Raw genomic sequence first — 25348 nt, 5'->3', positions numbered from 1 at the left:
TCCCGGACATCCCCCTCATACCGCCACCGGCGCCGGGATCGTTGGATGCGGGTCATACCCCTCCAGGGCGATGTCTTCAACGCGATAATCGAACAGGCTTGGCGGGCGGCGCTTGAGCACCAGCCGCGGCAAAGGGCGCGGCGTGCGTTGCAACTGCTCATAGACAATCCCGTCGTTCAGGTGATTGTGATAGAGATGCAGATCGCCGAAGGTATGGATGAACTCGCCGGGTTTGAGGTCGCATTGCTGGGCGATGAGGTGTGTCAGCAGGGCGTAGCTGGCAATATTGAACGGCACGCCGATGAAAAGATCCGCGCTCCTTTGATAGAGCTGGCAGTAAAGTCGGCCACCGCTGACATAGAACTGAAAGAGGCAATGGCAAGGGGCAAGCGCCATCTTGCCTTGGCGGACATTATCCTGCGGGCTCAATGACTCATCGGGCAGGTCAGCGACATTCCAGGCCGACACGACCAGTCGACGCGAATGCGGGCGGGTGCGGATGGCCTCGAGTAGCTCAGCGAGCTGATCAATTGTTCGACCATCTGGACATACCCAAGATCGCCATTGGGCCCCATAGATCGGGCCAAGCTGGCCGTTTTCAATCGCCCAAGGATCCCAGATCCGGATCCCCTGTCCCTTTAGCTGGTTGTTGTCGGTTGAACCAGACAAAAACCACAGGAGCTCGCCAACCACTGACTTAAAATGCACTCGCTTGGTTGTGAGCAGCGGAAAGCCTGCGGCGAGATCCAAGCGGATCTGGCGGCCAAAGACCGAGCGTACGCCAACACCCGTGCGATCCTCACGGTCCTCGCCGTTGGCGATCACATCGCGCAAGAGATCAAGATAGACCTGCATGGCTAAACCGCTGCCGGCCCCAGGAGAAGCGAGCGCCCATCCATGGATTCATGCACCGGCAGACCCATGAGCGAAAGGACGGTGGGTGCAATGTCCTTGATTCCCCCACCGATCGCCAGGCGCCAGGGGACCTCATCGATCACCAGGCAGGGGACCGGATAGAGGGTGTGTTGGGTGTGCGGCTCGCCAGTGACCGGATCGACCATCTCATCGCAGTTGCCGTGATCGGCGGTCAAAATGACCGAATAACCGGCGGTGATTGCAGCATCCATCACTCGTCCTGCCTCACGGTCGAGGGCTTCAACCGCAGCGATCACCGCCGGGCGCACTGCCGTATGCCCCACCATATCCCCATTAGCGAAGTTGACCACAATGAAGGGATAGACCTGTTTTTCAATAGCGTTGATGACGGTATCCGCGACCTCAGTGGCGCTCATCTCGGGTTTGAGGTCATAGGTCGCTACCTTGGGCGAAGGGACCAAGATCCGATCCTCGCCGGGGAAGGGCTCATCGCGCCCGCCGTTGAAGAAAAAGGTGACATGGGCGTATTTCTCGGTCTCGGCGCAATGAAATTGCGGCAGACCCGCCTGGCTGATGATCTTACCGAGGGTGATGCGCGGCATGTCATGATCGAAGGCGATGGGTAGGCCATACCACTGGTCGTATTCCATCATGCAGGTGACCTGAATGCCCGTGACCCCTCGTCGATCGAAGCGGTCGAAATCTGGCTTGAACAGGGCGGCAACCAGTTGGCGGGGACGGTCCTTGCGGAAATTGAAATGGACCACCTGATCGCCGCTCTTGATGGTCTCCCCACCCTCGATGACGGTCGGGCGGATGAACTCATCGTCCTCACCCATCTCATAGGCCATCTCGATGGCGACGCGCGCATTTGGTGCCCGCCGCCCTTCCCCATCGACCAGGGCGCGCCAGGCTAGCTCGGTACGTTCCCAACGGTTGTCGCGATCCATGGCGTAATAGCGCCCCGAGACCGTGGCGATCTGCCCACCGGCGACCTCCAGGGCATTTTCGAGTGGCTTGAGATAATTTAGGGCCGAGCGCGGTGGGGTATCGCGCCCATCGGTGAACATGTGCACCACCGGGCGCACACCCTGGTATTTGCACAGCTTGATCAGGGCATAGAGGTGATTGACATGGCTATGCACCCCGCCGTCAGATACCAACCCGAGCAGATGCAAGGGTCGGCCCTGGGCGGCAGCGGCCTGGGCGGCGGCGACCAAGGCGCGATTCTGGTAAAAACTTCGGTCGGCGATTGCCTGATCGATCAGTACCAGGTCTTGACGTACCACACAGCCAGAGCCCAAGGTCATGTGCCCGACCTCAGAGTTACCCATCTGTCCGTCCGGCAGACCCACAGCCAGCCCTGAGGCCTGGAGCGCGGTATGGGGATGACGGGCGAAATAGCGGTCGAAATTGGGCGTATGGGCCAGGACGACGGCGTTATGGGCCTTGGCCGGGTTGAGGCCAAAGCCATCAAGGATGATCAGGACAACTGGACGGCGGGGGACAGACTTCATCGATTCCTCCACAATACACCCCGCTCGGGGGCAAACGGCCTGGATCAATTCATCGGGCCAGGGCATAAAAAATCAATTATTTTATCCAAGATCCTCGGTCCGCTCTAAGCCGATCGATGAACCGTACCGAACCCCAAGCCGCTCCATCTTTTACTCAGGACGCCTTCGTTACCTGGGTGCGGCAGGCGACACCCTATATCCATGCCCATCGGGGACGGACCTTTGTCATCGCCTTCGGCGGCGAGGCGTTGCTTGATTCTCGGTTTCCGGATCTCGTGCATGACATCGCCCTCCTCCACGGGCTCGGGATCCATCTCGTCCTGGTCCATGGCGCCCGCCCACAGATCGAGCAGCGGTTGCGCGAACAAGGGGCCGAGCTACGCTATGTCAATGGCCTGCGGGTGACGGATGAGCGCGCGCTCGCCTGCGTCAAGGAGGCGGCCGGGATCGTGCGCGTCGAGATCGAGGCCCTGCTCTCATTGGGTCTCGCCAATTCGCCGATGGCCGGTGTGCGCATCCCCGTGGTCTCCGGTAACTTCGTCACCGCAAGGCCCTTGGGGGTGATCGATGGGGTGGACTATGCACATACCGGTTTGGTGCGGCGCGTCGATCAGCACAGCCTGAAGGCCCTGCTCGACCAAGGGATGGTAGTACTGATGCCGCCGCTGGGTTATTCGCCCACCGGCGAGGTCTTCAACCTCAGCGCCGCAGATGTGGCGCGCAGCGCAGCAGCAGCCTTGGGCGCTGACAAGTTGATCTTTCTGCTCGAGGGTCGCGCTGTCTTGGAGGGTTCGGGTCTGCCCTCGAACCTCTTGACCCAGGACATCGACCGGCTGTTGCAATCGGCCAAGCTCAGTGATGAGCTGGCGAGCTATCTGCGTGCCGGCGCGGAGGCCTGCCGTCAGGGGGTCAAGCGCGTCCATCTGGTCGAGCGTTGCATCGCAGGTGCCCTCATGCGCGAGCTCCTGACCCACCGAGGCAGCGGCACCCTCATCTCGGCAGAGCCCTATGAACGGCTCCGCTCAGCGCGGATCGAGGATATCCCCGGCATCCTCGACCTGCTCCGTCCGTTGGAGGAACACGGTATCCTCATCCGCCGCACGCGTGAGCATGTAGAGACCGATGTCGCCCATTTTCATGTGCTCGATTGCGACGGGCTGGTGATCGCCTGTGCCGCGCTCTATCCCTATCCAGCCGAGGGGATGGCCGAGCTCGCCTGTCTTGCCGTGCATCCCGACTATCGCGGCGCCGGGCGCGGAGAGCGCCTGTTGGCCTACCTCTCCGAACTGGCCCGCGACCAGGGTCTGCGCCGTCTGTTCGTGCTCACCACCCAGACGGCCCAATGGTTTCAAGAGCGCGGCTTCACGTCGGCAGGGATCGAGGCGCTGCCCAACGACAAGCGCGCGCTCTATAACACCCGGCGCAATTCCAAAGTCTTCGTCAAGGATCTCTGCTCCTCGCCGCAAATGCCATGAACCCACATACCGCTCGCTATGCGCACGATCGCCACCCTTGGCTGGCTATCTGCGCCCTCCTCTATCTATTTTCTGCCGCTTTTACCCCGGGGGCTCAAGCTGAGACCGCAGCCAAGACAGATACCCTGCCAAGTAGGGTGCAGGTCGAGCAACAGATGAGGGCGCTCGAGGCCAGCGCTGGTGTTGATGAAGGGCTCAAAGGGACATTGCTTGAGCTCTATCGCCGGACCCTGAGTCATCTCGCCGATCTCGAAAAGTTCGAGGCGCGTTCTAAGGAGCTCACCCAAACGCTCAAATCGGCGCCTCGGCGTCTCGCCGAACTGCAAAGGGCCCTTGAACAGCGCCTGACCGCGGGCTCGCCTAAACCGCCGCCTGTAGCAGAGGGCCTATCGGTCGATCAGCTCAGTCAACAGCTCAATCAGGTCCTGGCCGATAGCGCCGCCGCCGAGATCCGGGTCAATGAATTTGCCAAAAAGCTTGAAGATAGCCAAATGCGCTCGATGAGCGTGCGCGAGCGGCTGAGCACCATCAAGCAAACGATCGATGACCTGGATCGCGAGTTGCGACAAGAGGGCAGCAGCGTTGCCTCGCCGGAACTGGTCAGCGCCAAGCGTTGGGCCAGCGAAAGCCAGCGTCAGGCGCTCATCAGCGAGAGCAGACTCCTCGAACAAGAACTGCTCGCCCAACCCACCGAGCATTCGCTACTCAAGGTCCAGCATGATCTGGCCGCGCTTGATCTACGCGATCTCAGGGTCCGCCAGCGCGTCTTGGAGGAAAGTCTACAAAGCAGACGCGCCCAGCAGGCGCAGGCGGAGCAGCTTGCCTCCGAGCGCGCCCAGCGTGCCGCCGAAGACAAGCATCCGGTGGTGCGCGCCGCCATTCAGCGCAACGCCGAGCTGACAACGGCGTTTGCTGCCAATACCGAGCGCCTCTCTGGATTGAGCGCCCTGCGCGCTGCCATCGAAGAAGACCGTAAGCGGATTGAGGACGAATACAGGGGTGCCAGACAGCGCCTCGAGGCTGTCGGCCTGACCCGTGCTCTGGGCCAGGTCCTGCTCGACCAGCGCAATGCCTTGCCAGATCTGCGCCAATACCGTGCCCAGATCCGTGAGCGCGAGGATCAGATCGCCGAGGCCACCCTGCGCCAGATCCGTTATCGGGAGGAAGAGCGCCGGCTCCATGACCTGGACCGCTATCTCGCCGAGATCTCTGCGACCGAGCCTGCTGTGCGTGATAAAGCGATCGAACGCGAGCTGGTGGAGACGCTCAAGCAGCGTCGTAACCTCCTGCGCCAGGTCATCAAGGGCGAGGATGACTATATCCGCCAGCTCAATGAGCTGAACTATGGCGCTGAGCAGCTCATCAAGGTGGCGCGAGAGTATGAAAGCTTTTTGGCAGAAAACCTGTTATGGGTGCGCTCGGCCTCTGCCATTGATCTCGATACGCTCAGCCATTTATCCGCTGCACTCGGCGGGATCATCGCTATCGAGGGCTGGGGCGAGGTGGTCTCGGCCCTGGGTGAACGCCTCTCTCACGCCCCGGTATTCTGGATCGGTCTTGCGCTCGGTCTGCTCCTGATCTGGAAGAATCCGGCCTTGCGCCGCGCCATCCGCGATCGGGCCGAACCCGTGCGCCGGGTGCGTACCGACAGCATCCGTTATACCCTGGAGGCGCTGGGCTTGACCCTGGTCGCGGCCTTGCCCAGTGCCCTGCTCTGCTGGCTGATCGGTCAGCAATTGCTCGCCTCCCCCTTGGCTACACCCTTTACCCGTGCGTTGGGCGCGGGCCTGACCCAGGTGGCGTTTGGTCTCTATTGTCTGCGCGCCTTCCGTATCCTCTGCATGAGCGGCGGGGTGGCGGATCGCCATTTTCGCTGGAAGGAGCACAGCCTTTTGCGGGTGCGCCGCGAGTTCGGCTGGTTCACCCTCTATATCACCCCGTTCGCCTTCGTCACCGCAGCGCTCTATCAATACAACGATCCGGACGCACTCCCCAGCCTCGGGCGTCTGGCCCTGATCGCCAGCCTGCTCGGATGCAGCCTGTTCATCGCCCGCCTGCTCCACCCCACCCAGGGCGCCATCAAACATTTTTTGCTCGATCATCCGGAAGGATGGATACAACGCCTGCGCCGCCTCTGGTTTCCGCTGGTCGTCGGCATCCCGCTCATCCTGGCGGGCATGGCGATCGCTGGCTATATCTACACGGTCTGGGTCCTGTTTCAGGCCATGGTCTATCAACTCTGGGTGGCCCTAGGGTTGACCATCGTCCATCAGGTCATAGTCCGCTGGCTCAGCCTCACCCGCCGGCGCATCGCCCTGCAAACCGCCCTAGCCCGTCTCACCCAAAGCGAGGAGGCGCGTGAACACCCCGAAATCAGCTCTGAATCCTTTCAGGTCAGCGAGACCGAGCCCAATCTGGCAATGCTCGACGAACAGACCCGCCAATTGCTCAATGCCGCGATCTTTATCGCTGGCTTTTTGGGCTTTTGGGCGACCTGGTCTGAGGTCCTGCCGGCGCTCAAGGTCCTGGAACGCTTCACCCTTTGGCACTATGCCGGCATGGTAAACGGTGTTGCGCAGCAGGTTCCATTCACGCTCGCCGATCTGAGCCTGATCATTCTGATCATCGCGGTAGCCGCGCTCGCGATCCGTAACCTCCCTGCACTGTTCGAGATCCTGCTCTTACAAGGCAGCGATCTATCACCTAGCGCCCGCTATACGATCAAAACTCTGTCCGGTTATGGGATCGCTGCCGCCGCAGCGATTTTGACCTTCGGCGCCCTGGGCTTGAGCTGGGGTCAGATCCAATGGCTGGTCGCGGCCTTAAGCGTTGGCATCGGCTTCGGCCTCCAAGAGATCATTGGCAACTTCATCAGTGGGCTGATCATCCTGTTCGAGCGTCCGGTGCGGGTTGGGGACATCGTGACCATCGGCAATACCACGGGGGTGGTCACTAACATCCGCATCCGTGCCACCACCATCCGCAACTGGGACCGCCAAGAACTGCTAGTGCCGAACAAGGAGTTCATCACCGGGCGCCTGCTCAATTGGACCCTGAGCGATCAGCAAAACCGGATCACGATCATCATCGGGATTGAGTACGGCGGTGACGTGAGGAAGGCGCTGCACCTCTTGGAGCAGATCGCTCGCGCCCATCCCAAGATCCTCGACGATCCTGAGCCCTTGGTTGGCTTTGAGGAATTTGGCGAGAACGGCCTGATGTTGAAGCTGCGCTGTTATATGGGATCGCTCGAGGGACGCATCGGCGTAGTCACCGAGCTCAATCAGGCGATCTATGAGACATTTAGGGCTGAGGGCATCCCACTCGCCTTCCCTCAACGCGATGTCCGCCTCTATGCGCCCGAACCTTTGGCAGTGCGCCTCGAGCGCGACAAAAACAGACCGATACCCGCGACTTGGCGCGACGGTTGACTCGCCAGGTATCCAGAAAAGGGTGAGGAGGTGGGCGGACGCAGGGTCCGCCCAAGATGGAGAGCAGCGGTCAGGTCAGATCGTCGAAGTCGGGATCATCAAGCAGCTCGCGCAGGCGCTTTAGCTCGCGCAGATGCTCAATGCGCCGGCGTGCATCCAGATTGATCGACGAGCCACGTACATCCTGGGACAAGAGGTTCGGGACCCGCTCCATGAGTTCATCGCCATAACCGACATCAGGGTCTAGCATCTCCTATAACCTCAGCAATCTCATGAAAACAAAGGGACCAGGGTAAGGGCCTGCATATAGCGGATTTGGTCCCACATGACAATCGATTTAATCAATTTTTATATCCAAAAGAATCGATAGATCGGATGGCTCTGCGGGTGATACAGAAACCATCGCTAAGCCTTTTCGAGATTTGACTCGGTGCGACCCTACCCCTGGTCTGTGCCTACCAGCACCTTAGGGTGCCTTCGGTCTTCGGTTACCGCCTGGTGCACAGTCTCGATGCTGCTCTCAAGAAAGTGCGCAAACAGGCGCACTGTGCTCTTCCTGCCCCGAATGCGGAGCGCATTTGTCTCTGACAGGCGTGACTTTCCCGACTACGGCAGAGACCCTCTCTGCTGTAGCTCCGCCGTTACCGGACGGACTCGCCACGGGTAGGGCAGTTGCGGTTGCCAGCCGTTTGAGAACGCCTCGGTCATGGCGACCTCACCGCTCTTGGGCAGGCAAATGGTCTTGACCGAGACGCGGAACTTGTCGTTAGCAACATAGAAGCTATCGTGGCACCGGCCTTTCTTCTTGAACTGAAGCGCGTGAGCCTTCTTTCCGGCCTTGATATCGGCAAAGAATCGATCCCAGGCCTTGGCAAGATCGGCAAACGGTTGGGCATGGGCATCGCGGTGGATGGTCTTGATCCACGTCTGGCCGCTCCCATCGAGCCATTGCGGGTGGGTGTATTTGATGGCGTTGAACTGCTTTTTGAGAGCCATCGCATCGGGCTTTCTGCCCGCTGCGTATTGCTTGTTCCACTCGGCAAGCGCCCAATTCCAGACACACCGCTCCGCGCCGCAGGCGCAGGTGAAGTAAACCGCACGCTCAGGCGTCAGACAAAGGGCGATTTTGTGGGTCAGTTGCATGGCTTACTCATTGGTGTTCTGTCGAACGCCAAACAATTTCGCTAGCTTCATGAGCTAATCAGATTCAATCATGATCACTCATGACTCACCCCCTTTCTTAATACCTCGTCCAGCTTTTTTCGATAGTTCCTCAACCCATACAGCCTGGACAAAAAACAATGCACGATAGTCATTAAGTCCTGCACCATCTCCCGCTCTGGCGAGAGCCGTTCTTGATTAAGCACCAGCACTTCACAACCGTGCGTTCTGGCGTAATGCTCGAACCACTCAAAACCAAAGCGGGTCAACCTGTCTTTGTGAGCAAGGATCAGGGTCTTGACCTCTTTCCTCAACGAACTCGACATTCGACAAGCCTTTCGCCACAACAAACTCTTCCAACGAAACTGTCGAAAAACCGTTTTTCGCGGAGCGAAACCTGCCTGGGGCGGCTGGCGCGGCGGGGTGAGGGGGCATGCCAGGCGGTTGAGGCAGAGATTTGCTCTCGTTCTCGGCTAATTCAACGTCCCAAACACGCAGATTTTACCGATATTGTGCACCAGTGCGTACAATCTCCATTGTACATCCACTTTGGCTTTCGAGCGCAGCGTGAATCGGTTCATGTGTTTGTGAACGCAAATGTTTGCAAAGACCGGCTCGACCATCGCTAAACGGCGGGCGTAAATCTTCTTGCCCTGTGGACTGTCAATTTTGGCTTTCATCTCGTCGAGCAGATTGGGCGGCTGTGTGGTCGGAACGGAGAGATAGCGGCGGGAAGCGGAGGGCTTGCTCAGGCAGCGTTCGCGCAGCGGACAGGCGGCGCAGTCCTGGGGGTGGGCGTGGTAGACGTCGTAGATGCGATAGCGGTTGCGCTGGCTGCGGGCGTGCAGGGTGAGTTCCCTGCCCTGGGGACAGAGATACCGTTGTCGGTCGGGGTCGAACGTGAAATCCGTCAGCGAGAAAGGCGCTTCTTTCTGCCGTCCACCCTTGAAACGGTCTCGATCGGCGAAGCGCTCATCCCGTTTGCGGAAGTGGATGTCGGGGATGTAGGCGTCCACTCCTTCAGTCTGGCAGAACACCAGGCTCTCCACACTATGATAGTTGCTGTCTGCGGTCAGGGTCTTGCCCTGAAAGAAGGTCTCGTCCTTGCCAATCGCCTTGAGATTCTTTTTCGCACCCGTCAACATTGGCTCGAGGTTGTCATGGTCCTGGGTGGCGAAGGCTTCGGCGGCGAGGATGATTTGATGTTTGGAATCAACCAGCGCCTGGGCGTTGTAGCCCTGCACGACGCCGTGGGCGGTGGGCATCTTGACCGATTCGTTGTCCACCGCGTTGCTCTGGATTTCTTTGCCGTCGCTGCCGGTCTTGGGCTGTTCGCTCTGCAGGAACTGCTCCAACCGTTCGACTGCCCGCTGCAGGCGTCTCTCGCGCTGCTGCTGGCGTTCCAACTCGACCTCGGGCTGGGCGTCGGCCTGCCGATGCTCTGCCATCGCCTGCTGCAGTTTCTCCTGCAACTTATCGCGCTTGCGCTTGAGTTCGTCGAAGGTGCCGCTCCACTCTTTGGAGACGTTGGCGGAGAGTTTGACCCCGTCCAGGCTGAAGTGCGAGCCGCCGAGCAGGTTCATCTCTTCGCACACCAGCAGGACGTCGCAGAAGAGGCTCTCGATTTCTGCCTGCATGGTTGAGACGAAGTTGGCGATGGTGCTGTGGTCGGGGGAATACCCGCAGGCGAGCGCGATGAAGGTGACGTTTTCGACGCAGGCGCGCTCGATTTGTCGGGAACTGAGCAAGCCGCGGGCGTAAGCCAGCAAAATGACTTTGAGCAGGATTTTGGGATGAATGGCGGTTGCGCCTGTTTCGTCGTTGTTGTAGCGCTGGTCGAAGACCGAAAGGTCCATGTGCTTTTCGACCACTTCGTGGATGGTGTGCTCCAGGCTGCCGGGGAGGATCTGGTTTTCGAGGGAGATGGGCAGCATGACCATCTGGTCGTAGTTGCAGGGTTTGAATTTTGGCATGGGGTCACCTCTGCCAGAGTAAACCCCAATCGTTTAAGGTGGATTCGCCCCTTTTTCGACAGTTTCAACACCTTGCGCTGGTCGGCGAGGTCTGGCTTCTGCGCAGCACTGGATATGCGACAGTAGGCATCAATCCGCATTGGCTCTGATACCTTATTGCGCAAGCCAATCAACTCGCGGATTTGTGCCTCGCGACTGTTCGCGCCACCAGGATCAAACCCCCTTCGCGCTCCCAGCGTTGCAAGGTCTTGACCGAAACGCCAAGCCGCTTCGCCGCCTTGCCTGTGCCCATCATCGCGCTTTCCATGTGGAAAATTATCCACTATCACGCACAGCTTGTAATACTAGGGTTGGCTCCATCGCCATTATCCCTAGGCCCCGATCATCGCCCCCGCGCCCACGACCTTGAACAGGCCGCTCGTCTGCGCGCCGCCAGCACCATCCACGCCTATCCCGGGCTGATCGAGTCCAGCCTGCAACTCGGAACAGCGGCGCTCAGGCTCGTCGGCGTCGCGACCATAGCGCTCGAGCAACTCCTCTAGATGATCCGCTCGGGCAGCTATCGGGCGCTCAGCGAACCGCCAACGCCGGATCAACCCAGAGTATAACCGGCATCGACGGCAAGGATCGCCCCCGTCACCCGTTCGGCTGCAGCCAGATAGAGGACCGCCGCGGCGATGTCCCCCGCAGTGACGGGCTGTTGTTTCAAGACATGGCGGCGGGCGATCGTCTGCTCGATCAATTCAGATGCCTCCCCCCACATCGGTGAGGGGACCACTCCAGGGGCAACCGCATTGACCCTGATCCCCTTGGGCCCCAGGGCCAAGGCCAGGCGACGAGTGAGCATCTCAAGCCCCGCCTTGGCAACCGAATAACAGGTCGAGGTGCAGGTTGAAAAGGGATGGTGCGCGCAGGCCGAGGAGAGATTGATCACTGCGGGCGAGGAGCTGCGTTCGAGCAGATCGATCATGACTTGTATCAAAGCGAAGGGGGCGATGAGGTCGATCTCCAGGGTCCTGTGCCAATCATCGAGGCTCTCCTCCAGGGTCCCTTGGCTTACGATCACGGCAGCGTTGTTGACTAAGACGTCCAGATGCCCCGACTCGTGGGCGATCTGGTGGTGCAGGGCCTTGCGAAACGACCCGTCCGTCGCATCTCCAACCAGGGCTCTCAATCGACCGGCGGCGACCGCTTGGGCATGGGCCTGGCACAATGCCTCAACCTTGGCGGGCGTGCGCCCAAAGGTATAGACCCGATCGCCGGCTTGAAGAAATGCCACAACCAGCCCCGCCCCGATCCCTGAGGTCCCGCCGCTGATACAGACAATGCGTTCCATCAGCGTTCGCTCTGACCGAGGTTGGCGTGGATCAAGGCGCCATTGAGCACCGGGGAATGCGCGGCTACCCAGGCGAGCTCGGCGATCTCTTCAGGCGCGACCAAGCGCCCGAAGGCGTTCATCGCCGCGATCGCCCGCAGGCGCTCGGGGTCATCACCCAGCAGGGCACGCAATTGCGGGGTATCGGTAAACCCCGGGCAGAGCATACAGGTATGGATCCTGCGCCCGGCAAGGTCCTGGCAGGTGGCACGCATCATCCCGACGAGGGCGTGCTTGGCGATGGTGTAGCTCGCCGTCCCTGGGACCGCTTTCTCAGCGAGGGTCGAGCCGATATAGAGAATGCTCGATCCCGCGCCCATCAGCGGGATCAGAGCCTGATTGATGCGGTTGGGCGCAAGCAGATTAAGCTCGATGACCGAGCGCAGCTTGGCATCCGGCAGATCGTCGATGCGATCAGGCTCGAGACGCGCTGCATTATGGACGAGACAGAACTGTGACCCTTGAGCAAACCGCCCTGCAAGCCCAGCGAGCGCGCGCTCTAGGCACTCAGGGTCCTGGAGATCGGCGCTCAGGTGTTCTACCTGGGGCTCGGGGCAGGGGCGGCGCGAGAGATTGATGACCCGCCAGCCCTCGGCCATAAACCGCCGGGCAATGGCGAGCCCAATCCCCGAAGAGGCGCCGGTGACGATCAGCGATGTCATGTGATCCCCCAATGAGCGAATGCCCACTGACCACGCCCGGACGAGACGCCCAATGCAATGGACTGGAGCTTCAGGGCCGAGATCTCAGGGCGCGCCTGCAGACGTTCGAGGAGGAGGCCGGCGAGCTCCTCGGCGGTGACATTGCGCACCGGCAAGAGCAAGACATCCCGCGCCAGGAAGGGGATGCGCTCGGCGGCAAAATGGGCAGAGACCCAGCCATCCTCCACCTCGACGCGCAGATAGGGCGAATGGAGAGGTAAAAGCACTCGCTCGTCCAGCTCGGCGCAGAGTGCCGCCAGCGCCTGCTTCAAGATCCCATAGTCGAAGGCCAGCCCATCCTCCCCGACTGCCGCCGTCACCGTACAGCGGACGCGAAAGTCATGACCGTGCAGGTTCTCGCGCGCGCTCGCCGAAAAAAGGGTGAAATGTGCGGCGCTGAACTTGAGATAGTCCTTATGGACCTCGATCCGCGTCAATTTCGGGTCAGACACAGCGCTCCTCATCACATGGCCCATTGTACGCAATCCAAACAATCACCCCCACTGCCGTCAAGATCCACCAGGCAGCTGGAGGGACCTGGCGGCAAGCCAAGCCGCCGGGGGTGCTGAGAGCAGCCAACCCCAGGACGCCTGTCAGCGCAAGGGTTGCAGTAAAGTATGCAGTGCGTACCCCACTCCAGCCGATGCCATTGGTCGGCTGCATATTGCGCACCTGACCGTCCCACCCAACCAAGCCCATCCCCGCGCCCAGCGCCAGGCCGATGGCATGTGTACCGAGGTCCAGGACCAGTCCCAGATCAAGCGCGCCGATCAGGATCAGGCGGGCACCGGCGCCGACCAGGGTCAGGGCAGCGACCAGCCGGGGGAGATGGCGCACCAATGTAGCAAGGTGTGCAACCGAATTTCCCGACCTAGGCCACGGCGATGCCTGCCAGCGGCAGGCCAGGAGGGCTCCAAACCCTGCCGTACCTAACAACGCCCCCTCCCACCGCGCGATCCGACCGTCGAGTGCCATCAGCGTAGCAGCAGCGCTGGCAAACAACAGACCTAACCAAGGGATGGATGCGCGTTCAACTAGCAGCCATAGGTTGGGCATTGCGCGCCCTACAGTCCGCCTTGCCAAGCCAATCTCCCTGCAGGAGGGTGGTTGGGTATTAGGGTCTGGTGTAGCAGCCAAAGCAAAGAGGGCGCTGGTCAAGGCAAGTCCGAGCACCAGGCCAACCCCCAAGGCATCCGCTCCAGACTGGGCGGCCTGCAAGGCCAGGGCAAACAGCGGTAAAAGCCACGGCCAAGGCCCTTGCATCGCTGGTAACAGCACCAGGCCCAGCGCAAGCAGTAGTGCGCCTAGGCCGAAGAAGGGCAAGGAGACCAGCCAATCGGCCATCATCGACAATCCCTTCAGGTGCCGCCTGACCCGGTCAGCCGCCGCGCCCGCCGATTTCTGAGCCACTGGCTGAAAAGCGCCGAGAGGATATAGACAGCCCCTGCCAACAGGATCATGGTAGGGCCTGCCGGAAGATCTGGGGCAAAGGACAGGGCCAGGCCCAGGCTAGTGAAGAGCATACCGAGCAGGGTCGCGATCAGCATCATGGACTCAAGAGAATGGATATAGTGTCCAGCGATCGCCGCCGGTAGGGTGAGCAGGGCGATGACCAGGATCAGGCCCACCACCTGGATCAAGAGGACCGCGGTCAGGGCCACCAGGCACAGCAACAAGAGATAAAAGGCAGCAACCGGCACCCCGCGCAGACGGGCAAACTCCTCGTCGAAGGTCAGGGCCAATAAGGGCCGATAAAAAGTCGCGATCGTTGCCCCTACCAAGAGATCAAGCCCCGCCATCCAGATGAGCGCCCGATCCGGCACCAGGAGGATATTGCCGAATAATAGCCCCATCAGGTCTGACCGATAGCCGGGGGTCTTGGCAATGAAGAGGAGGCCGATCGCCATGCCCACCGCCCAGAGGGCGCTGATCAGGGTGTCCTCTTGCGCCTGCCAGGCCAGGCGTACCATCCCCATCAGGACGGCCGAGACGAGCGAGGCGATGATCGCCCCTAGCAAGGGATCAAATCCAAGATAAATCGCCGCGCCCATCCCCCCCAGAACGGCATGCGCGATACCCCCTGCCATGAAGGCGATGCGCTTGACGACCACGAATGGTCCAATCAGACCGCAGCCGATGCTGGCCAGAAGCCCGGCGATCAGGGCCTTTTGCAAAAAGGCGTATGCGCTCAAGGCGGCGATAAACTCAGGCATGTCGATGCTCGACGCGGTGCACCGGCCCGCCATAAAGCCTGTGGATCAGATCGCCTGTTAAGGGCTGAGTCTCATGACAGATCAGGGTGCGGTTGAGACAGGCCACCCGGCTGACATAGCCTGAGATGAAGGCGATGTCGTGCGACACCAGCAGGATAGTTAGGCGCTGGTTGAGCCGGGCGAGCAGATCGAAGATCTCGCCCTCGGCGCGCTGATCGATATTGGCGGTCGGCTCGTCCAGGATCAGGATCTTAGGGTCAGACACCAGGGCGCGCGCCAACAAGACCCGCTGCAACTGACCGCCGGACAGCCGCCCGATCGGGCGCCTGGCGAGATCCTCTGCCTCGACCTCGGCGAGCGCCTGGTGCGCGGCCAGGCGGTCGCTTTGGCTTAGCCAACCCCAAAGCCCCCTGCCGCTTGCACCGATCCGCCCCAGGGCCACCGCCTCCTCGACAGAGATCGGGAAATCGCGCGGAAAGGTGGGAAACTGGGGGACATAGCCCAGTTGACGCACCGCCAAACGCGGCGGCTTGCCCAGGACCCGGATGTATCCCTGTTGTAGCTCATACAGACCTAGGATGAGCTTCAGCAGGGTGCTCTTGCCGCCGGCATTGGGCCCGACCAGACCCAGAAACTCCCCTGCCCTGACCTCGAGATCCACCTGCTCGAGCACCAAGGTCTCGCCATATGAAAAACTCAGCGACTGGACCTGGATGACAGGCTCAGACATTGCAGGTTGCTCAGGGCTCATAGCCCAAGACCGGCGCTAACCAACGCTCGGCCTCAGCGAGGGTCATCCCCTTGCGCCGGGCATAGTCCTCGACCTGATCGCGCTGGATGCGACCCACCCCAAAATAACGGGCCTGGGGATGGGCCAGATACCAGCCAGAGACCGAGGCGGTGGGCCACATGGCGAAGTTCTCGGTCAGCCGAATCCCCACCCGCTGGTCCGGTTCGAGCAGGCGCCACAGCGTCCCCTTCTCGGTATGGTCGGGGCAGGCGGCATAGCCGGGCGCGGGCCGAATCCCCTGATAGCGCTCGGCGATGAGCTCCTCGTTGGTGAGTGACTCATCCGGTGCATAGCCCCAATAACGGATGCGCACTAACTGATGCAGGCGCTCAGCAAAGGCCTCAGCAAGCCGGTCGGCGAGCGCCTTGAGCATGATCGCGCTGTAGTCGTCGTGATTCGCGGCAAAGCGTTCGAGGTGGGCCTCGATCCCGATGCCGGCGGTCACGGCGAATGCACCGATCCAGTCGGGATGACCCGGCGGGGCGATGAAATCGGCCAGACAAAAGTTTGGCTGATTGCGCGCGGCATCGCGTACCATCTGTTGGCGCAGGTGATGGGCCACCGCCAGGCGCTGGCTGCGCGCGAGGTCGGCAAAGAGCGCGATATCGTCATCGCCCAGGCGATTGGCGGCGAAGAACCCAAAGACCGCGCGTGCAGTCAACCAGTCTTCATCGATCAAGCGCTGCAAGAAGACCTGAGCATCGGCATAGAGGCGGCGCGACTCCTCGCCGATGATCGGGTCGTCCAGGATGTCGGGGAAGCGGTTATGCGCAAGCTCCCAGGCCTGAAAGAAGGGCAGCCAGTCGATGTACTGGGCGAGATCAGCCAGCGGAAAGTCCTGGATGGTGGCCACGGCCCAGGCATCACCGCGCACGACCTCGAGCGCCCAGGGGCCGGGGTCCTCGAAATGGGGACGCAGTAAGGCGGGCTCGATCAATGGGGTCTGTTCCCAAGCGATCTGGACGCGATTGGCGCGCGCCTCCTGAAGCGACATGGACCTGCGCCCCGACTCCCGCCCTTCGCGCTCGGCGCGGATGCGGCTATATTCAGTGCAGATCTGTTCGAGATAGGCGGGGCGCAGCTCGTCGCTCAAGAGATGGGCCACTACCCCTACGGCGCGCGAGGCATCCGGGACATAGATCACCGGTTCCTCACGTTGGGGGGCGATCTTGAGTGCGGTATGCACCTTGGAGGTCGTGGCCCCGCCGATCAACAGGGGTAGAGTGATCCCCGTTCGCTTCAGCTCCTTGGCGACATGCACCATCTCGTCCAGCGACGGCGTGATGAGTCCAGAGAGCCCAATGATCTGGACCTGCTCGGCGCGCGCCCGCTCGAGGATGGTCTCGGCAGGGACCATGACCCCAAGGTCGATCACCTCATAACCGTTACACTGGAGCACGACCGCAACGATATTCTTGCCGATGTCGTGCACATCGCCCTTGACCGTGGCGATCAGGATGCGCCCCTGGTTTCCCGAGACCTCGCCGGCGGCCTTTTCGTCCTCCAAGAAGGGCTGGAGATAGGCGACCGCCTTCTTCATCACCCGCGCCGATTTGACCACCTGCGGCAGGAACATCTTGCCTGCGCCAAACAGGTCCCCGACATGGTTCATGCCGTCCATCAGGGGGCCCTCGATCACCGCCAGGGGCCTGCCCAGAGCCTGGCGCGCAGCCTCGGTATCCTCCTCGATATGGTCGGTGATCCCCTTGACCAGGGCATATTTGAGCCGCTCGGCGACCGGCCAGCTGCGCCACTCCTGATCGGCGGTTGCGGTCTCTGCCCCGCCCTCCCCCTTGTATCTGGGGGCGATGGCGAGAAGGCGCTCGGTGGCATCCGGACAGCGGTTGAGGATCACGTCCTCGACCGCTTCGCGTAGCTCCTCAGGCAGGTCATCATAGATCGCCAACTGACCGGCATTGACGATCCCCAGGTCCATGCCGGACTGGATGGCGTGATACAAAAAGACCGCATGGAGCGCCTCGCGCACCGGGTCATTGCCGCGGAAGGCGAAGGAGACGTTCGATACCCCGCCCGAGACCAGAGCGTGCGGCAGGGTCTGTTTGATGATGCGCGTCGCCTCGATGAAGGCCCGGGCATAGTCGTTGTGCTCTTCGATCCCGGTGGCGACGGCAAAGATATTGGGGTCAAAGATGATATCCTCGGGCGGGAAGCCGACCCCTTCGGTGAGCAGCCGATAAGCGCGGGTACAGATCTCGACCTTGCGCGCGCAGGTGTCGGCCTGGCCCTGTTCGTCGAAGGCCATGACGATCACCGCCGCCCCATAGCGCCGGCACAGGCGCGCCTGTTCGATGAACCGCGCCTCGCCCTCCTTCAACGAGATCGAATTGACGATCGGCTTGCCCTGGACGCACTTGAGCCCCGCCTCGATCACCTCCCATTTGGACGAGTCGATCATCACCGGCACCCGGGCGATCTCGGGCTCGGCAGCGATCAGATTCAGAAAACGCTGCATGGCCGCGACTGCGTCCAAGAGCCCCTCGTCCATGTTGACATCGATGACCTGGGCCCCGTTTTCCACCTGTTCGCGCGCCACGGCGAGCGCCGACTCATAGTCGCCGGACTGGATCAGGCGCCGGAAGCGGGCCGAGCCGGTGACATTGGTGCGTTCGCCGACATTGACAAAGGAAGAGACCTCGGGGCGGATATTGAGCGGCTCAAGCCCGGCCAAGCGGCAGGCGGGGGGGATCTCGGGGAGGGGTCGCGGTGCACAGCCGCGGACGGCCTCGGCGATCGCCCGGATATGCTCGGGTGTGGTCCCGCAGCAGCCGCCGACGATATTGAGAAACCCACGCCTGGCCCAGTCACCGACCTCAAGCGCCATCTGTTCTGGCCTCAGGTCATAGCCGCCCAGGGCATTGGGCAGACCCGCATTGGGATGGGCGGAGACGAAGCAGTCGGCGATGCGCGCCAGCTCCTCGACATAGGGCCGAAGCTCATAGGGCCCCAGCGCGCAATTTAAGCCGATGCTCAGGGGCTCGGCATGGCGCAGCGAATTATAAAAGGCCTCAGTGGTCTGTCCGGTCAGGGTGCGACCCGACTGGTCGGTGATGGTCCCCGAGATCATGATCGGGCGCTCGACCCCGTCCTCGGCGAAGATCTGTTTCAAGGCAAAGACCGCCGCCTTGGCATTGAGGGTATCGAAGATGGTCTCGATCAGGAGCAGATCGACACCGCCGGCGATCAGACCGCGCGCCGCCTCGGCATAGGCCGCGACCAGGGTATCGAAATCGATATTGCGATAGCCCGGGTCATTGACATCCGGAGAGATCGAGGCGGTGCGATTGGTGGGGCCGAGCACACCCGCAACAAGGCGAGGTCGATCCGGCGTTGCATATTCATCGGCACAGGCGCGGGCTAGGCGCGCCGCTGCCATATTAAGCTCATAGACCAGCCCCTCCATCCCATAATCGGCCAGCGAGATGCGGTTGGCATTGAAGCTATTGGTCTCGATGATGTCGGCGCCAGCAGCGAGATAGGCGCGATGGATCTCGGCGATGACATCGGGGTGGGTGAGGACCAAAAGGTCGTTATTGCCCTTCAAGGGTCTTGGCCAATCGGCAAAGCGCTCACCGCGATAATCGGCCTCGCTCAAGCCTAGGCGCTGGATCATGGTGCCCATGGCACCATCGAGGATCAGGATGGCGTCCTTGAGACGGGCGCGGATACGGGAGGCAAGGACAGTCATGTCGGTTAGTGTTCACCAGGTGGGTGGCAAGCAGAGCAACAGGCAAGGTGCCCAGAGATTGTCGGGCGGCCACATTCAAAAACCGGCACGCTGCTCGGCCTGGCGCGCGCCTTCCTCGTCGCCCGTCTGCCGTTTGGAGGCGGCGATGATATGCCAGTTGTCGCGCTTGAGGTCCTCGCGCCCGCCGGCCAGGTCATTGGCGCGGGCGGCGAGATTGGCAGCAAGCTCTGCCTGCCCCTGCTCCAGACGCACCCGGGCGAGCCGGTTCAAGAGATAGGGATCGCGCGGGGCGATGCGCAGCGAACGCTCGAGCGCCGCGGCTGCAGCGGCATAGTCGCCGGCACGCCGATGCTGTTCGGACTGGGCGGCGAGCTTGGCCGCTGCCGGCGGGAGCTCCGGCGCAGCAATATTTGCAGGCGGCAAGGATGCCGCCGGGCGCGTAGGGGCGCTTGGCTGCTCGCTGACCGGCATGACTGGACGCGGGCCGACTTTAGCGACCTGCGGCGGTTTCGCTGTCTGAGGCTCGGCTGCGGGTTGATCTGGACTGGGCATTGCCGGGACCGGCTGTGCGCCAGCCGTCTCCGGGGCAGAGGGCTGAGAGGGCGCAAGGGGCTGGACCGGGACCACACCGGGGCCAGCGCTGGGCACAGCAGTCTGATCCCCTAGCTGCTTAGGCTGTATGGGTGGCGGTTGGCTTGGGACAACGGGGGTTGCTGCGGTCGGCGGCTGGAGCGGTTGAGATGGCGCTTGAGGGGCTGAGTGCAGCGCCGGCGGGGTCTCAGACGATAGGCTCGGATCCCGATAGGCAAAGACCTGGGTGGCTGGTTTGGGTAAGCTTGCCGGCGGCTGAGCAGGCGGCGTAGGCTGCGCTGCCCTCTGGGATGAGCGCGCCGGCTGTTCAGGACGTGGAGTCACCCGCACCACAGGTGCGGGTGGACCCTCGCGCGAACCCAGCGCACAGGCACTCAGGCCCAGGGCAGCGGCAAGCGAGAGGGCGAGGATGTCAAACGGGCGTTGCAACACGTACATGGTCTCTTAAACAGGATCAGCGGTCGAAAAAATCGCCCATGAAATGATTCTGGGTACGAGGTCTAGGCGGTGGTTCGGGGGGGGCAGCCTGGGCTGTATCAGTCGGGGATTGAACAGCGGCGGCGCTTTCGCTCCCGCCCGCCGTCCGTCCGCTGCTACTGCCGCCCCCGCCGCAGCGGCCCACGCGTTTAGCGCTATCGCCGATATAGGGTACGCCGGTCTGGCCACAGGCATCCACCAAGACCACCCCCTCGGGCGGGACCTCGTGCAATGGTTCATTGTCGAGCGCAAGCATGAGGTCGGCCCAGACCCGAAGCGCACCTTCCGCGCCTGCCAGACCGATGGGCTGATTGTCGTCGCGTCCGACCCAGACCACAGCGACCTTGTCGCCCGAAAACCCCGCAAACCAGCTATCGCGTTTCTCGTCTGTAGTCCCCGTCTTTCCGGCCATGGTCATCCCTTTGGGTAACTGGGCGCCCAGCCAGCGGGCGGTGCCGTTGGTTACCACCCGCTGCATCGCCCAGGTTACGAGATAGGCCGCCTTGGGATCGACTACGGGTTCGATGGCGAGCGGATAGCGGTTGAGCGGTCGGCCCTGGGCATCGACGATCTCGCGGATGGCACGTAGGGGCGCGCGATAGCCGCCAGCAGCGATGGTCTGATAGATCTGGCTCACCTCGAGCGGTGACAGGGACACCGCGCCCAACAGGACCGAGGGGACCGGACGGATGCGCCGCTGCGCGCCCATCTTATAGAGGGTCTCCACCACGTTCTTCACCTCCAGATCCAGGCCCAGATTGACCGTCGCCAGGTTGAGGGAGCGTGCCAAGGCGCTGTGCAGGGGCACTGACCCATAGACCCGATGATCATAGTTTTTGGGCTCCCAGCGCTTGTTGCCGTCGGGTAGACTGACCGGCTGATCGGGGATGGGGGTGGTCAGGGTATAACGCTCGGGCTTGGAAAGGGCAAGGAGATAGATAGGCGGTTTGACCAACGAGCCAATGGGCCGAACCGAATGGAGGGCGCGGTTGAATCCCGCATAGCCCGGCTGGCGCCCGCCGGCGATCGCCAAGACCTCCCCTTGCTCGACCGAGGCCACTACTGCCGCGCCCTCCAGGGTCCCAGACCGCATCCCGCGTTGTTTCTCCAGGACCGGCAACTGTTTGGCCAGGGCGCGCTCGACCGTCGCCTGCACCAGAGGATCCAGGGTGGTGAAGATATTCAGGCCCTCGGAGCGCAGGTCCTCATCGCGATAGTCGCGTCTGAGCTGCTGGCGCACCAGGGCGACGAAGTCTGGATAAAAGCCGGCTGGCCGCCCGCCACCGTCCTGGATGCCGAGCGGCGCGCGCTTGGCGCGCTCAGCCTCGGCCTGAGCAATGACCCCACCGCGCACCATCAGGTCCAAGACCAAATTGCGCCGGCGCAGGGCGGCATCTGGATTGCGGCGCGGATCATAGGCCGAGGGGGCCTGCGCCAACCCAACCAGGAGCGCGATCTTCGGGGTGTCGAGCTCTTTGAGCGGCAGATTGAAATAGAACTCGCTGGCTAGACCAAAGCCGTGGATGGCGCGGTCGCCATCTTGTCCTAGATAGATCTCGTTGGCATAGGCCTCGAGGATCTCCTCCTTGGTGTAATGGCGCTCGAGCAGCACGGCCATATAGGCCTCTTTCAGCTTGCGCTTCAAAGAGCGCTCGGCATTGAGATAAAAGTTCTTGACCAATTGCTGGGTGAGGGTGCTGGCGCCCTCGACCACGGTGCCGGCGCGCAGGTTATTGATGGTCGCGCGCACGATACCGCGCGGATCGACCCCGATATGCTGGAAAAAATTGCGGTCCTCGACCGCAATCAGGGTTTTGATCAGCAGGGGCGGCAGGTCCTGATAGCGCACCAAGACCCGGTCCTCGTTATGGGTCGGATAGATATTGGCAATCAGCATGGCATCAAGCCGCACCAGGGCCAGCTCCTGACCGCTGTCGGCATCGACCAGCTCGCTTACCTGACCTTGGGCAAAGGCGAGCTCCAGATGGCGCTCGGGCTCGGCGCCATCCCAAAAGCGAAAGGGCCTGGTACAGACCACAAAGTGCTCACCTTGGCGCCGGTATTGGCCATCGGACTGCGGCTGCTGGACAGCGCGGTAGTTCAGGCGTTTGAGCTCGGTCTCAAACTGATCGGGGGTAAGGCGCCGTCCGACATAGAGCTCCAGGGGGCGGGCCCAGACCCGCGCTGGCAGGGCCCAGCGCTGACCCTCGAACTTGCTGCGCACCACGCCATCGAGACGGTTGCCATAGAGCGCGAGGGCCAAGACGGCCGCCGCTGCCAAGATGAGCAGCCAGCCGAACAGGGCCCCGCCTCCCTGTTTGCGAAGGGCGCCCCCCCGCGCTGCACGGCCTGGCTGGAGGCGAAACCGGACCAAAGCATGGTTTAAAGACATGGCTTACGCATCGATGCCGCCTGGGGCGGGCTCCTTGAGGACAACGGCTGCAAACACCTTCCCTGCCGCAGGAGTAGGCAAGGCCTTTCAGGTCTTAATCCCCACCCCCCGGCGCAAAAGACTGAGGCTATAGGCCGTGAGGATCAGGATAAACAACAGGGTCATGCCAAAGGCTAGGCCCAAGGGGACATCGGTGACCCCAAAAAGACCATAGCGAAAGGCGTTGATCATATAGAGTATCGGATTGACAAGCGAGATATTTCGCCAAAACTCGGGCAGCAGCTCGATTGAATAGAACACCCCGCCGAGATAGGTCAAGGGGGTCAGGACAAAGGTCGGCACGATCGAGATATCATCAAAGCTATTGGCATAGATGGCATTGATCAGGCCGCCAAGCGAAAAGAGGACCGCCGTCAAGAGCATGATACCGAGCGTTACCCAGGGATCATGGACATGGACATCGGTAAACAGCAGCGCCACCCCTAAGACCACGCCCCCGACCGCTAGGCCGCGCGCCGCACCGCCGGCGATATAGCCGGCCAGGATCACCCAATTGGGGATGGGCGCAATCAACAGCTCTTCGATATAGCGCGAGAACTTGCTGCTATAAAACGACGACACCACATTGGCATATGAATTGGTAATCACCGCCATCAGCACCAGGCCAGGAACGATGAAATCGAGATAGCCCAGGCCCGCCATCGGGCCGATACGTTCGCCGATCAGTCGCCCGAAGATGATAAAATACAGGGTCGTGGTGATCACTGAGGGCAGGATGGTCTGCACCCAGATGCGCATAAAGCGCAAAACCTCTTTGATCAGGATGGTTTGCAAGGTGATCCAATAGCGCCGCCAGCGCCAGTTATCGCCGATCATCCTCCGTCCCCTGCCGATCGACCAGCTCCAGGAATAGACGTTCGAGCCGGTTTTGTTTGTTGCGCAGACTGATCACCTCGATCCCATTACGCGAGAGGGCCTCGAAGAGCCCGTTGATCGTATGGGCGCGGTTCATCTCGACCTCGATGGTGCAATCATCGACTGCCTGGAGCACGAATCCGCCAAGCTCGGGCAATTCAGAGATCCGCCCCTTGAGGTTGAGCACGAAGGTCTCGGTATGCAGCCGACCTAGCAATTGGGTCAGGTTGGTGCGCTCGGCGATCCGCCCTTGATCGATGATGGCGATGTTGCGACAAAGGCTCTCGGCCTCCTCCAGATAATGGGTAGTCAGGATGATGGTCGTACCCTGGGCGTTGAGCGCACGCAGGAAGGACCACATGGTCCGGCGCACCTCGATGTCCACCCCTGCGGTCGGCTCGTCTAGGATCAGGAGCCTGGGTTCATGGACCAGGGCGCGAGCGATCATCAGCCGTCGTTTCATCCCGCCCGAGAGCCGACGCATCTCGGTATCGCGCTTATCCCACAGGTCGAGCTGGCGCAGATAGCGCTCGGCGCGGATGCGTGCCTCTTGGCGCGGGATGCCATAATAGCCGGCCTGATTGATCAGCACCTCGATCGCCGGCAAGAACAGATTGAAATTGAACTCCTGGGGAACCAGACCGATGCAAGATTTCGCGCCCTCCGGGTCGCGATCCAGATCATGGCCGAACACCGCCACACGCCCGGCGCTCTTGGTCACGAGCGAGGCAATGATCCCAATAAAGGTCGATTTACCGGCGCCATTGGGTCCGAGCAGGGCGAAAAAATCGCCCTCCTCAACCTGGAGATCTATGCCCTTGAGGGCCTGGAATCCGCCGCGATAAATCTTGATCAGCCCTTGAACATCGAGTGCGAACATTGTGCAGATTCGTCCTGAAGCCTAAAGCCTCCGTCAACCAACGGGCCGAATCCATCGCCCGTCGCCTCTGGACCTTGGAATAGTGCCAACATAATGGGGTACAAGCTTCAGGATGCCTAGCCCAGAGCTCGCTGCCCTGCTCTTCGGCGCGGCCCTCATCGCCGGTTGTATCGATACCCTCGCCGGCGGCGGGGGGCTGCTCACCATCCCCGCCCTGATCTGGGCGGGCCTGGGCCCCGTCGAGGCCCTGGCAACCAACAAGACCCAGGCCATCTTTGGGAGCGGGCTTGCAACGGTGCGCTTTGCTCAACGGGGGCTGCTCGACCCCCAGGGTCTGGCCTTGGCCGTCACTTGTACCTTTGTAGGGGCACTGATCGGCGCCTGGTCTATCCAGCGCCTTGCCCTCCTCCTGCCATCTGGAGCGATCCCGCTTCTTTTGATCGCCGTCGCCATCTATTTTTGGCGCCTGCCACCCATCCCCGAGCAGGGCACAAGCCCTAGGCTCGGTGCCCTCCCCTTTGCCCTGACGCTCGCCCTTGGGGTCGGTTTCTATGATGGGCTCTTGGGGCCAGGGACGGGGACCTTTCTGGCGCTCGGTTATGTCGCCCTGCGCGGCTATGGGCTCAGACAAGCCACCGCACACAGCAAGGCGCTCAACTTTACCAGCAATCTCGCCGCCCTACTTTGCTTTCTCCCCAGCGGTCAGATCCATTGGTCGCTCGCGCTCTCGATGGCCATCGGCCAACTGACCGGCGCCTGGATCGGCAGCCATCTGGTCATCCGCCACGGCGCCGCCCTGGTGCGTCCGGCGCTCGTCACGGTCTCGCTGCTACTGTCGGCGTCTTGGGTATGGCGGGAACTGCGCTGAGGTACTT

21 protein-coding genes are annotated in these 25348 nt (G+C 61.7%); 4 read left to right on the top strand and 17 right to left on the bottom strand.

Features of this window, described 5'->3' with window-relative positions; all coding sequences use genetic code 11:
• Positions 1 to 15: 15 nt before the first annotated feature.
• Entirely contained in the window at positions 16 to 855 is an 840-nt protein-coding gene (locus GWK36_RS06780; protein ID WP_166270498.1) for a thymidylate synthase, read from the bottom strand.
• A gap of 2 nt (positions 856 to 857) precedes the next feature.
• Positions 858 to 2393: a 2,3-bisphosphoglycerate-independent phosphoglycerate mutase gene (gene gpmI, locus GWK36_RS06775; RefSeq protein WP_246237754.1), complete on the bottom strand. Its 1536-nt coding sequence runs from the start codon at positions 2391 to 2393 to the stop codon at positions 858 to 860.
• Between the two features lie 116 nt (positions 2394 to 2509).
• Between gpmI and argA the strand changes: the two genes are divergently transcribed.
• Together argA and GWK36_RS06765 are read left to right on the top strand one after the other, a co-directional pair.
• Positions 2510 to 3868, top strand: coding sequence for an amino-acid N-acetyltransferase (argA, locus tag GWK36_RS06770; RefSeq protein ID WP_166270497.1), 1359 nt, complete (start codon positions 2510 to 2512; stop codon positions 3866 to 3868).
• Positions 3865 to 7299 carry a mechanosensitive ion channel domain-containing protein gene (locus tag GWK36_RS06765; protein ID WP_166270496.1) on the top strand — a complete coding sequence of 1145 codons (3435 nt, stop codon included), beginning with the start codon at positions 3865 to 3867 and terminating at the stop codon, positions 7297 to 7299. Before argA ends, GWK36_RS06765 begins: the two co-directional genes overlap by 4 nt.
• A gap of 70 nt (positions 7300 to 7369) precedes the next feature.
• Here the strand turns inward: GWK36_RS06765 and GWK36_RS06760 are convergent, their stop codons facing one another.
• The 4 genes from GWK36_RS06760 to GWK36_RS16040 all read right to left on the bottom strand — a co-directional run bounded on the left by GWK36_RS06760 (position 7370) and on the right by GWK36_RS16040 (position 10725).
• Positions 7370 to 7549: a PA3496 family putative envelope integrity protein gene (locus GWK36_RS06760; RefSeq protein ID WP_166270495.1), complete on the bottom strand. Its 180-nt coding sequence runs from the start codon at positions 7547 to 7549 to the stop codon at positions 7370 to 7372.
• A 356-nt stretch (positions 7550 to 7905) separates the two neighbouring features.
• Complete coding sequence (locus GWK36_RS06755) at positions 7906 to 8442, bottom strand: helix-turn-helix domain-containing protein (protein ID WP_210756883.1); 537 nt, start codon at positions 8440 to 8442, stop codon at positions 7906 to 7908.
• Positions 8443 to 8933: 491 nt separating this feature from the next.
• Positions 8934 to 10433 carry an IS1182 family transposase gene (locus tag GWK36_RS06745; RefSeq protein ID WP_210756882.1) on the bottom strand — a complete coding sequence of 500 codons (1500 nt, stop codon included), beginning with the start codon at positions 10431 to 10433 and terminating at the stop codon, positions 8934 to 8936.
• 169 nt (positions 10434 to 10602) lie between these two features.
• Positions 10603 to 10725: a MerR family DNA-binding transcriptional regulator gene (locus tag GWK36_RS16040; protein WP_425482793.1), complete on the bottom strand. Its 123-nt coding sequence runs from the start codon at positions 10723 to 10725 to the stop codon at positions 10603 to 10605.
• Here GWK36_RS16040 and GWK36_RS06735 point away from each other — a divergent pair.
• Entirely contained in the window at positions 10682 to 10975 is a 294-nt protein-coding gene (locus tag GWK36_RS06735) for a hypothetical protein (protein WP_166268956.1), read from the top strand. The genes GWK36_RS16040 and GWK36_RS06735 overlap by 44 nt on opposite strands.
• Before the next feature lie 50 nt (positions 10976 to 11025).
• On the opposite strand, the gene GWK36_RS06730 is transcribed toward GWK36_RS06735, so the two are convergent.
• The 11 genes from GWK36_RS06730 to GWK36_RS06680 form a co-directional block, all read right to left on the bottom strand.
• Positions 11026 to 11769 carry an SDR family NAD(P)-dependent oxidoreductase gene (locus GWK36_RS06730; protein ID WP_166270493.1) on the bottom strand — a complete coding sequence of 248 codons (744 nt, stop codon included), beginning with the start codon at positions 11767 to 11769 and terminating at the stop codon, positions 11026 to 11028.
• Entirely contained in the window at positions 11769 to 12470 is a 702-nt protein-coding gene (locus GWK36_RS06725; protein WP_166270492.1) for an SDR family NAD(P)-dependent oxidoreductase, read from the bottom strand. The genes GWK36_RS06730 and GWK36_RS06725 overlap by 1 nt, the downstream gene beginning before the upstream one ends.
• Positions 12467 to 12961 carry a 6-pyruvoyl trahydropterin synthase family protein gene (locus GWK36_RS06720; RefSeq protein WP_246237752.1) on the bottom strand — a complete coding sequence of 165 codons (495 nt, stop codon included), beginning with the start codon at positions 12959 to 12961 and terminating at the stop codon, positions 12467 to 12469. Before GWK36_RS06720 ends, GWK36_RS06725 begins: the two co-directional genes overlap by 4 nt.
• Positions 12954 to 13856 (bottom strand): hypothetical protein, encoded by a 903-nt coding sequence (locus GWK36_RS06715; RefSeq protein ID WP_166270490.1) that lies wholly within the window; start codon positions 13854 to 13856, stop codon positions 12954 to 12956. Before GWK36_RS06715 ends, GWK36_RS06720 begins: the two co-directional genes overlap by 8 nt.
• An 11-nt stretch (positions 13857 to 13867) precedes the next feature.
• On the bottom strand, positions 13868 to 14722 hold the full coding sequence (locus GWK36_RS06710) for a metal ABC transporter permease (protein ID WP_166270489.1): 855 nt from the start codon (positions 14720 to 14722) through the stop codon (positions 13868 to 13870).
• Positions 14715 to 15452 carry a metal ABC transporter ATP-binding protein gene (locus GWK36_RS06705; protein ID WP_166270488.1) on the bottom strand — a complete coding sequence of 246 codons (738 nt, stop codon included), beginning with the start codon at positions 15450 to 15452 and terminating at the stop codon, positions 14715 to 14717. The genes GWK36_RS06710 and GWK36_RS06705 overlap by 8 nt, the downstream gene beginning before the upstream one ends.
• Before the next feature lie 10 nt (positions 15453 to 15462).
• Positions 15463 to 19218, bottom strand: a complete 3756-nt coding sequence (gene metH, locus GWK36_RS06700) for a methionine synthase (protein ID WP_166270487.1) — start codon at positions 19216 to 19218, stop codon at positions 15463 to 15465.
• Positions 19219 to 19293: 75 nt separating this feature from the next.
• Entirely contained in the window at positions 19294 to 20241 is a 948-nt protein-coding gene (locus tag GWK36_RS06695; protein ID WP_246237750.1) for a tetratricopeptide repeat protein, read from the bottom strand.
• A gap of 22 nt (positions 20242 to 20263) precedes the next feature.
• Positions 20264 to 22678: a penicillin-binding protein 1B gene (gene mrcB, locus GWK36_RS06690; protein ID WP_166270485.1), complete on the bottom strand. Its 2415-nt coding sequence runs from the start codon at positions 22676 to 22678 to the stop codon at positions 20264 to 20266.
• Positions 22679 to 22765: 87 nt separating this feature from the next.
• Positions 22766 to 23554, bottom strand: a complete 789-nt coding sequence (locus GWK36_RS06685; protein ID WP_166270484.1) for an ABC transporter permease — start codon at positions 23552 to 23554, stop codon at positions 22766 to 22768.
• Entirely contained in the window at positions 23541 to 24473 is a 933-nt protein-coding gene (locus GWK36_RS06680; protein WP_166270483.1) for an ABC transporter ATP-binding protein, read from the bottom strand. Before GWK36_RS06680 ends, GWK36_RS06685 begins: the two co-directional genes overlap by 14 nt.
• Before the next feature lie 112 nt (positions 24474 to 24585).
• Between GWK36_RS06680 and GWK36_RS06675 the strand changes: the two genes are divergently transcribed.
• A complete protein-coding gene (locus GWK36_RS06675; protein WP_166270482.1) occupies positions 24586 to 25341 on the top strand; it encodes a TSUP family transporter in 756 nt (251 codons plus the stop codon).
• The last annotated feature ends 7 nt before the right edge of the window (positions 25342 to 25348 follow it).

This window comes from Caldichromatium japonicum (genome assembly GCF_011290485.1).
Lineage (GTDB): Bacteria > Pseudomonadota > Gammaproteobacteria > Chromatiales > Chromatiaceae > Thermochromatium > Thermochromatium japonicum.
The sequence above is the reverse complement of the archived record's forward strand: the minus strand, read 5'-3'. Positions and strand labels throughout refer to the sequence as shown.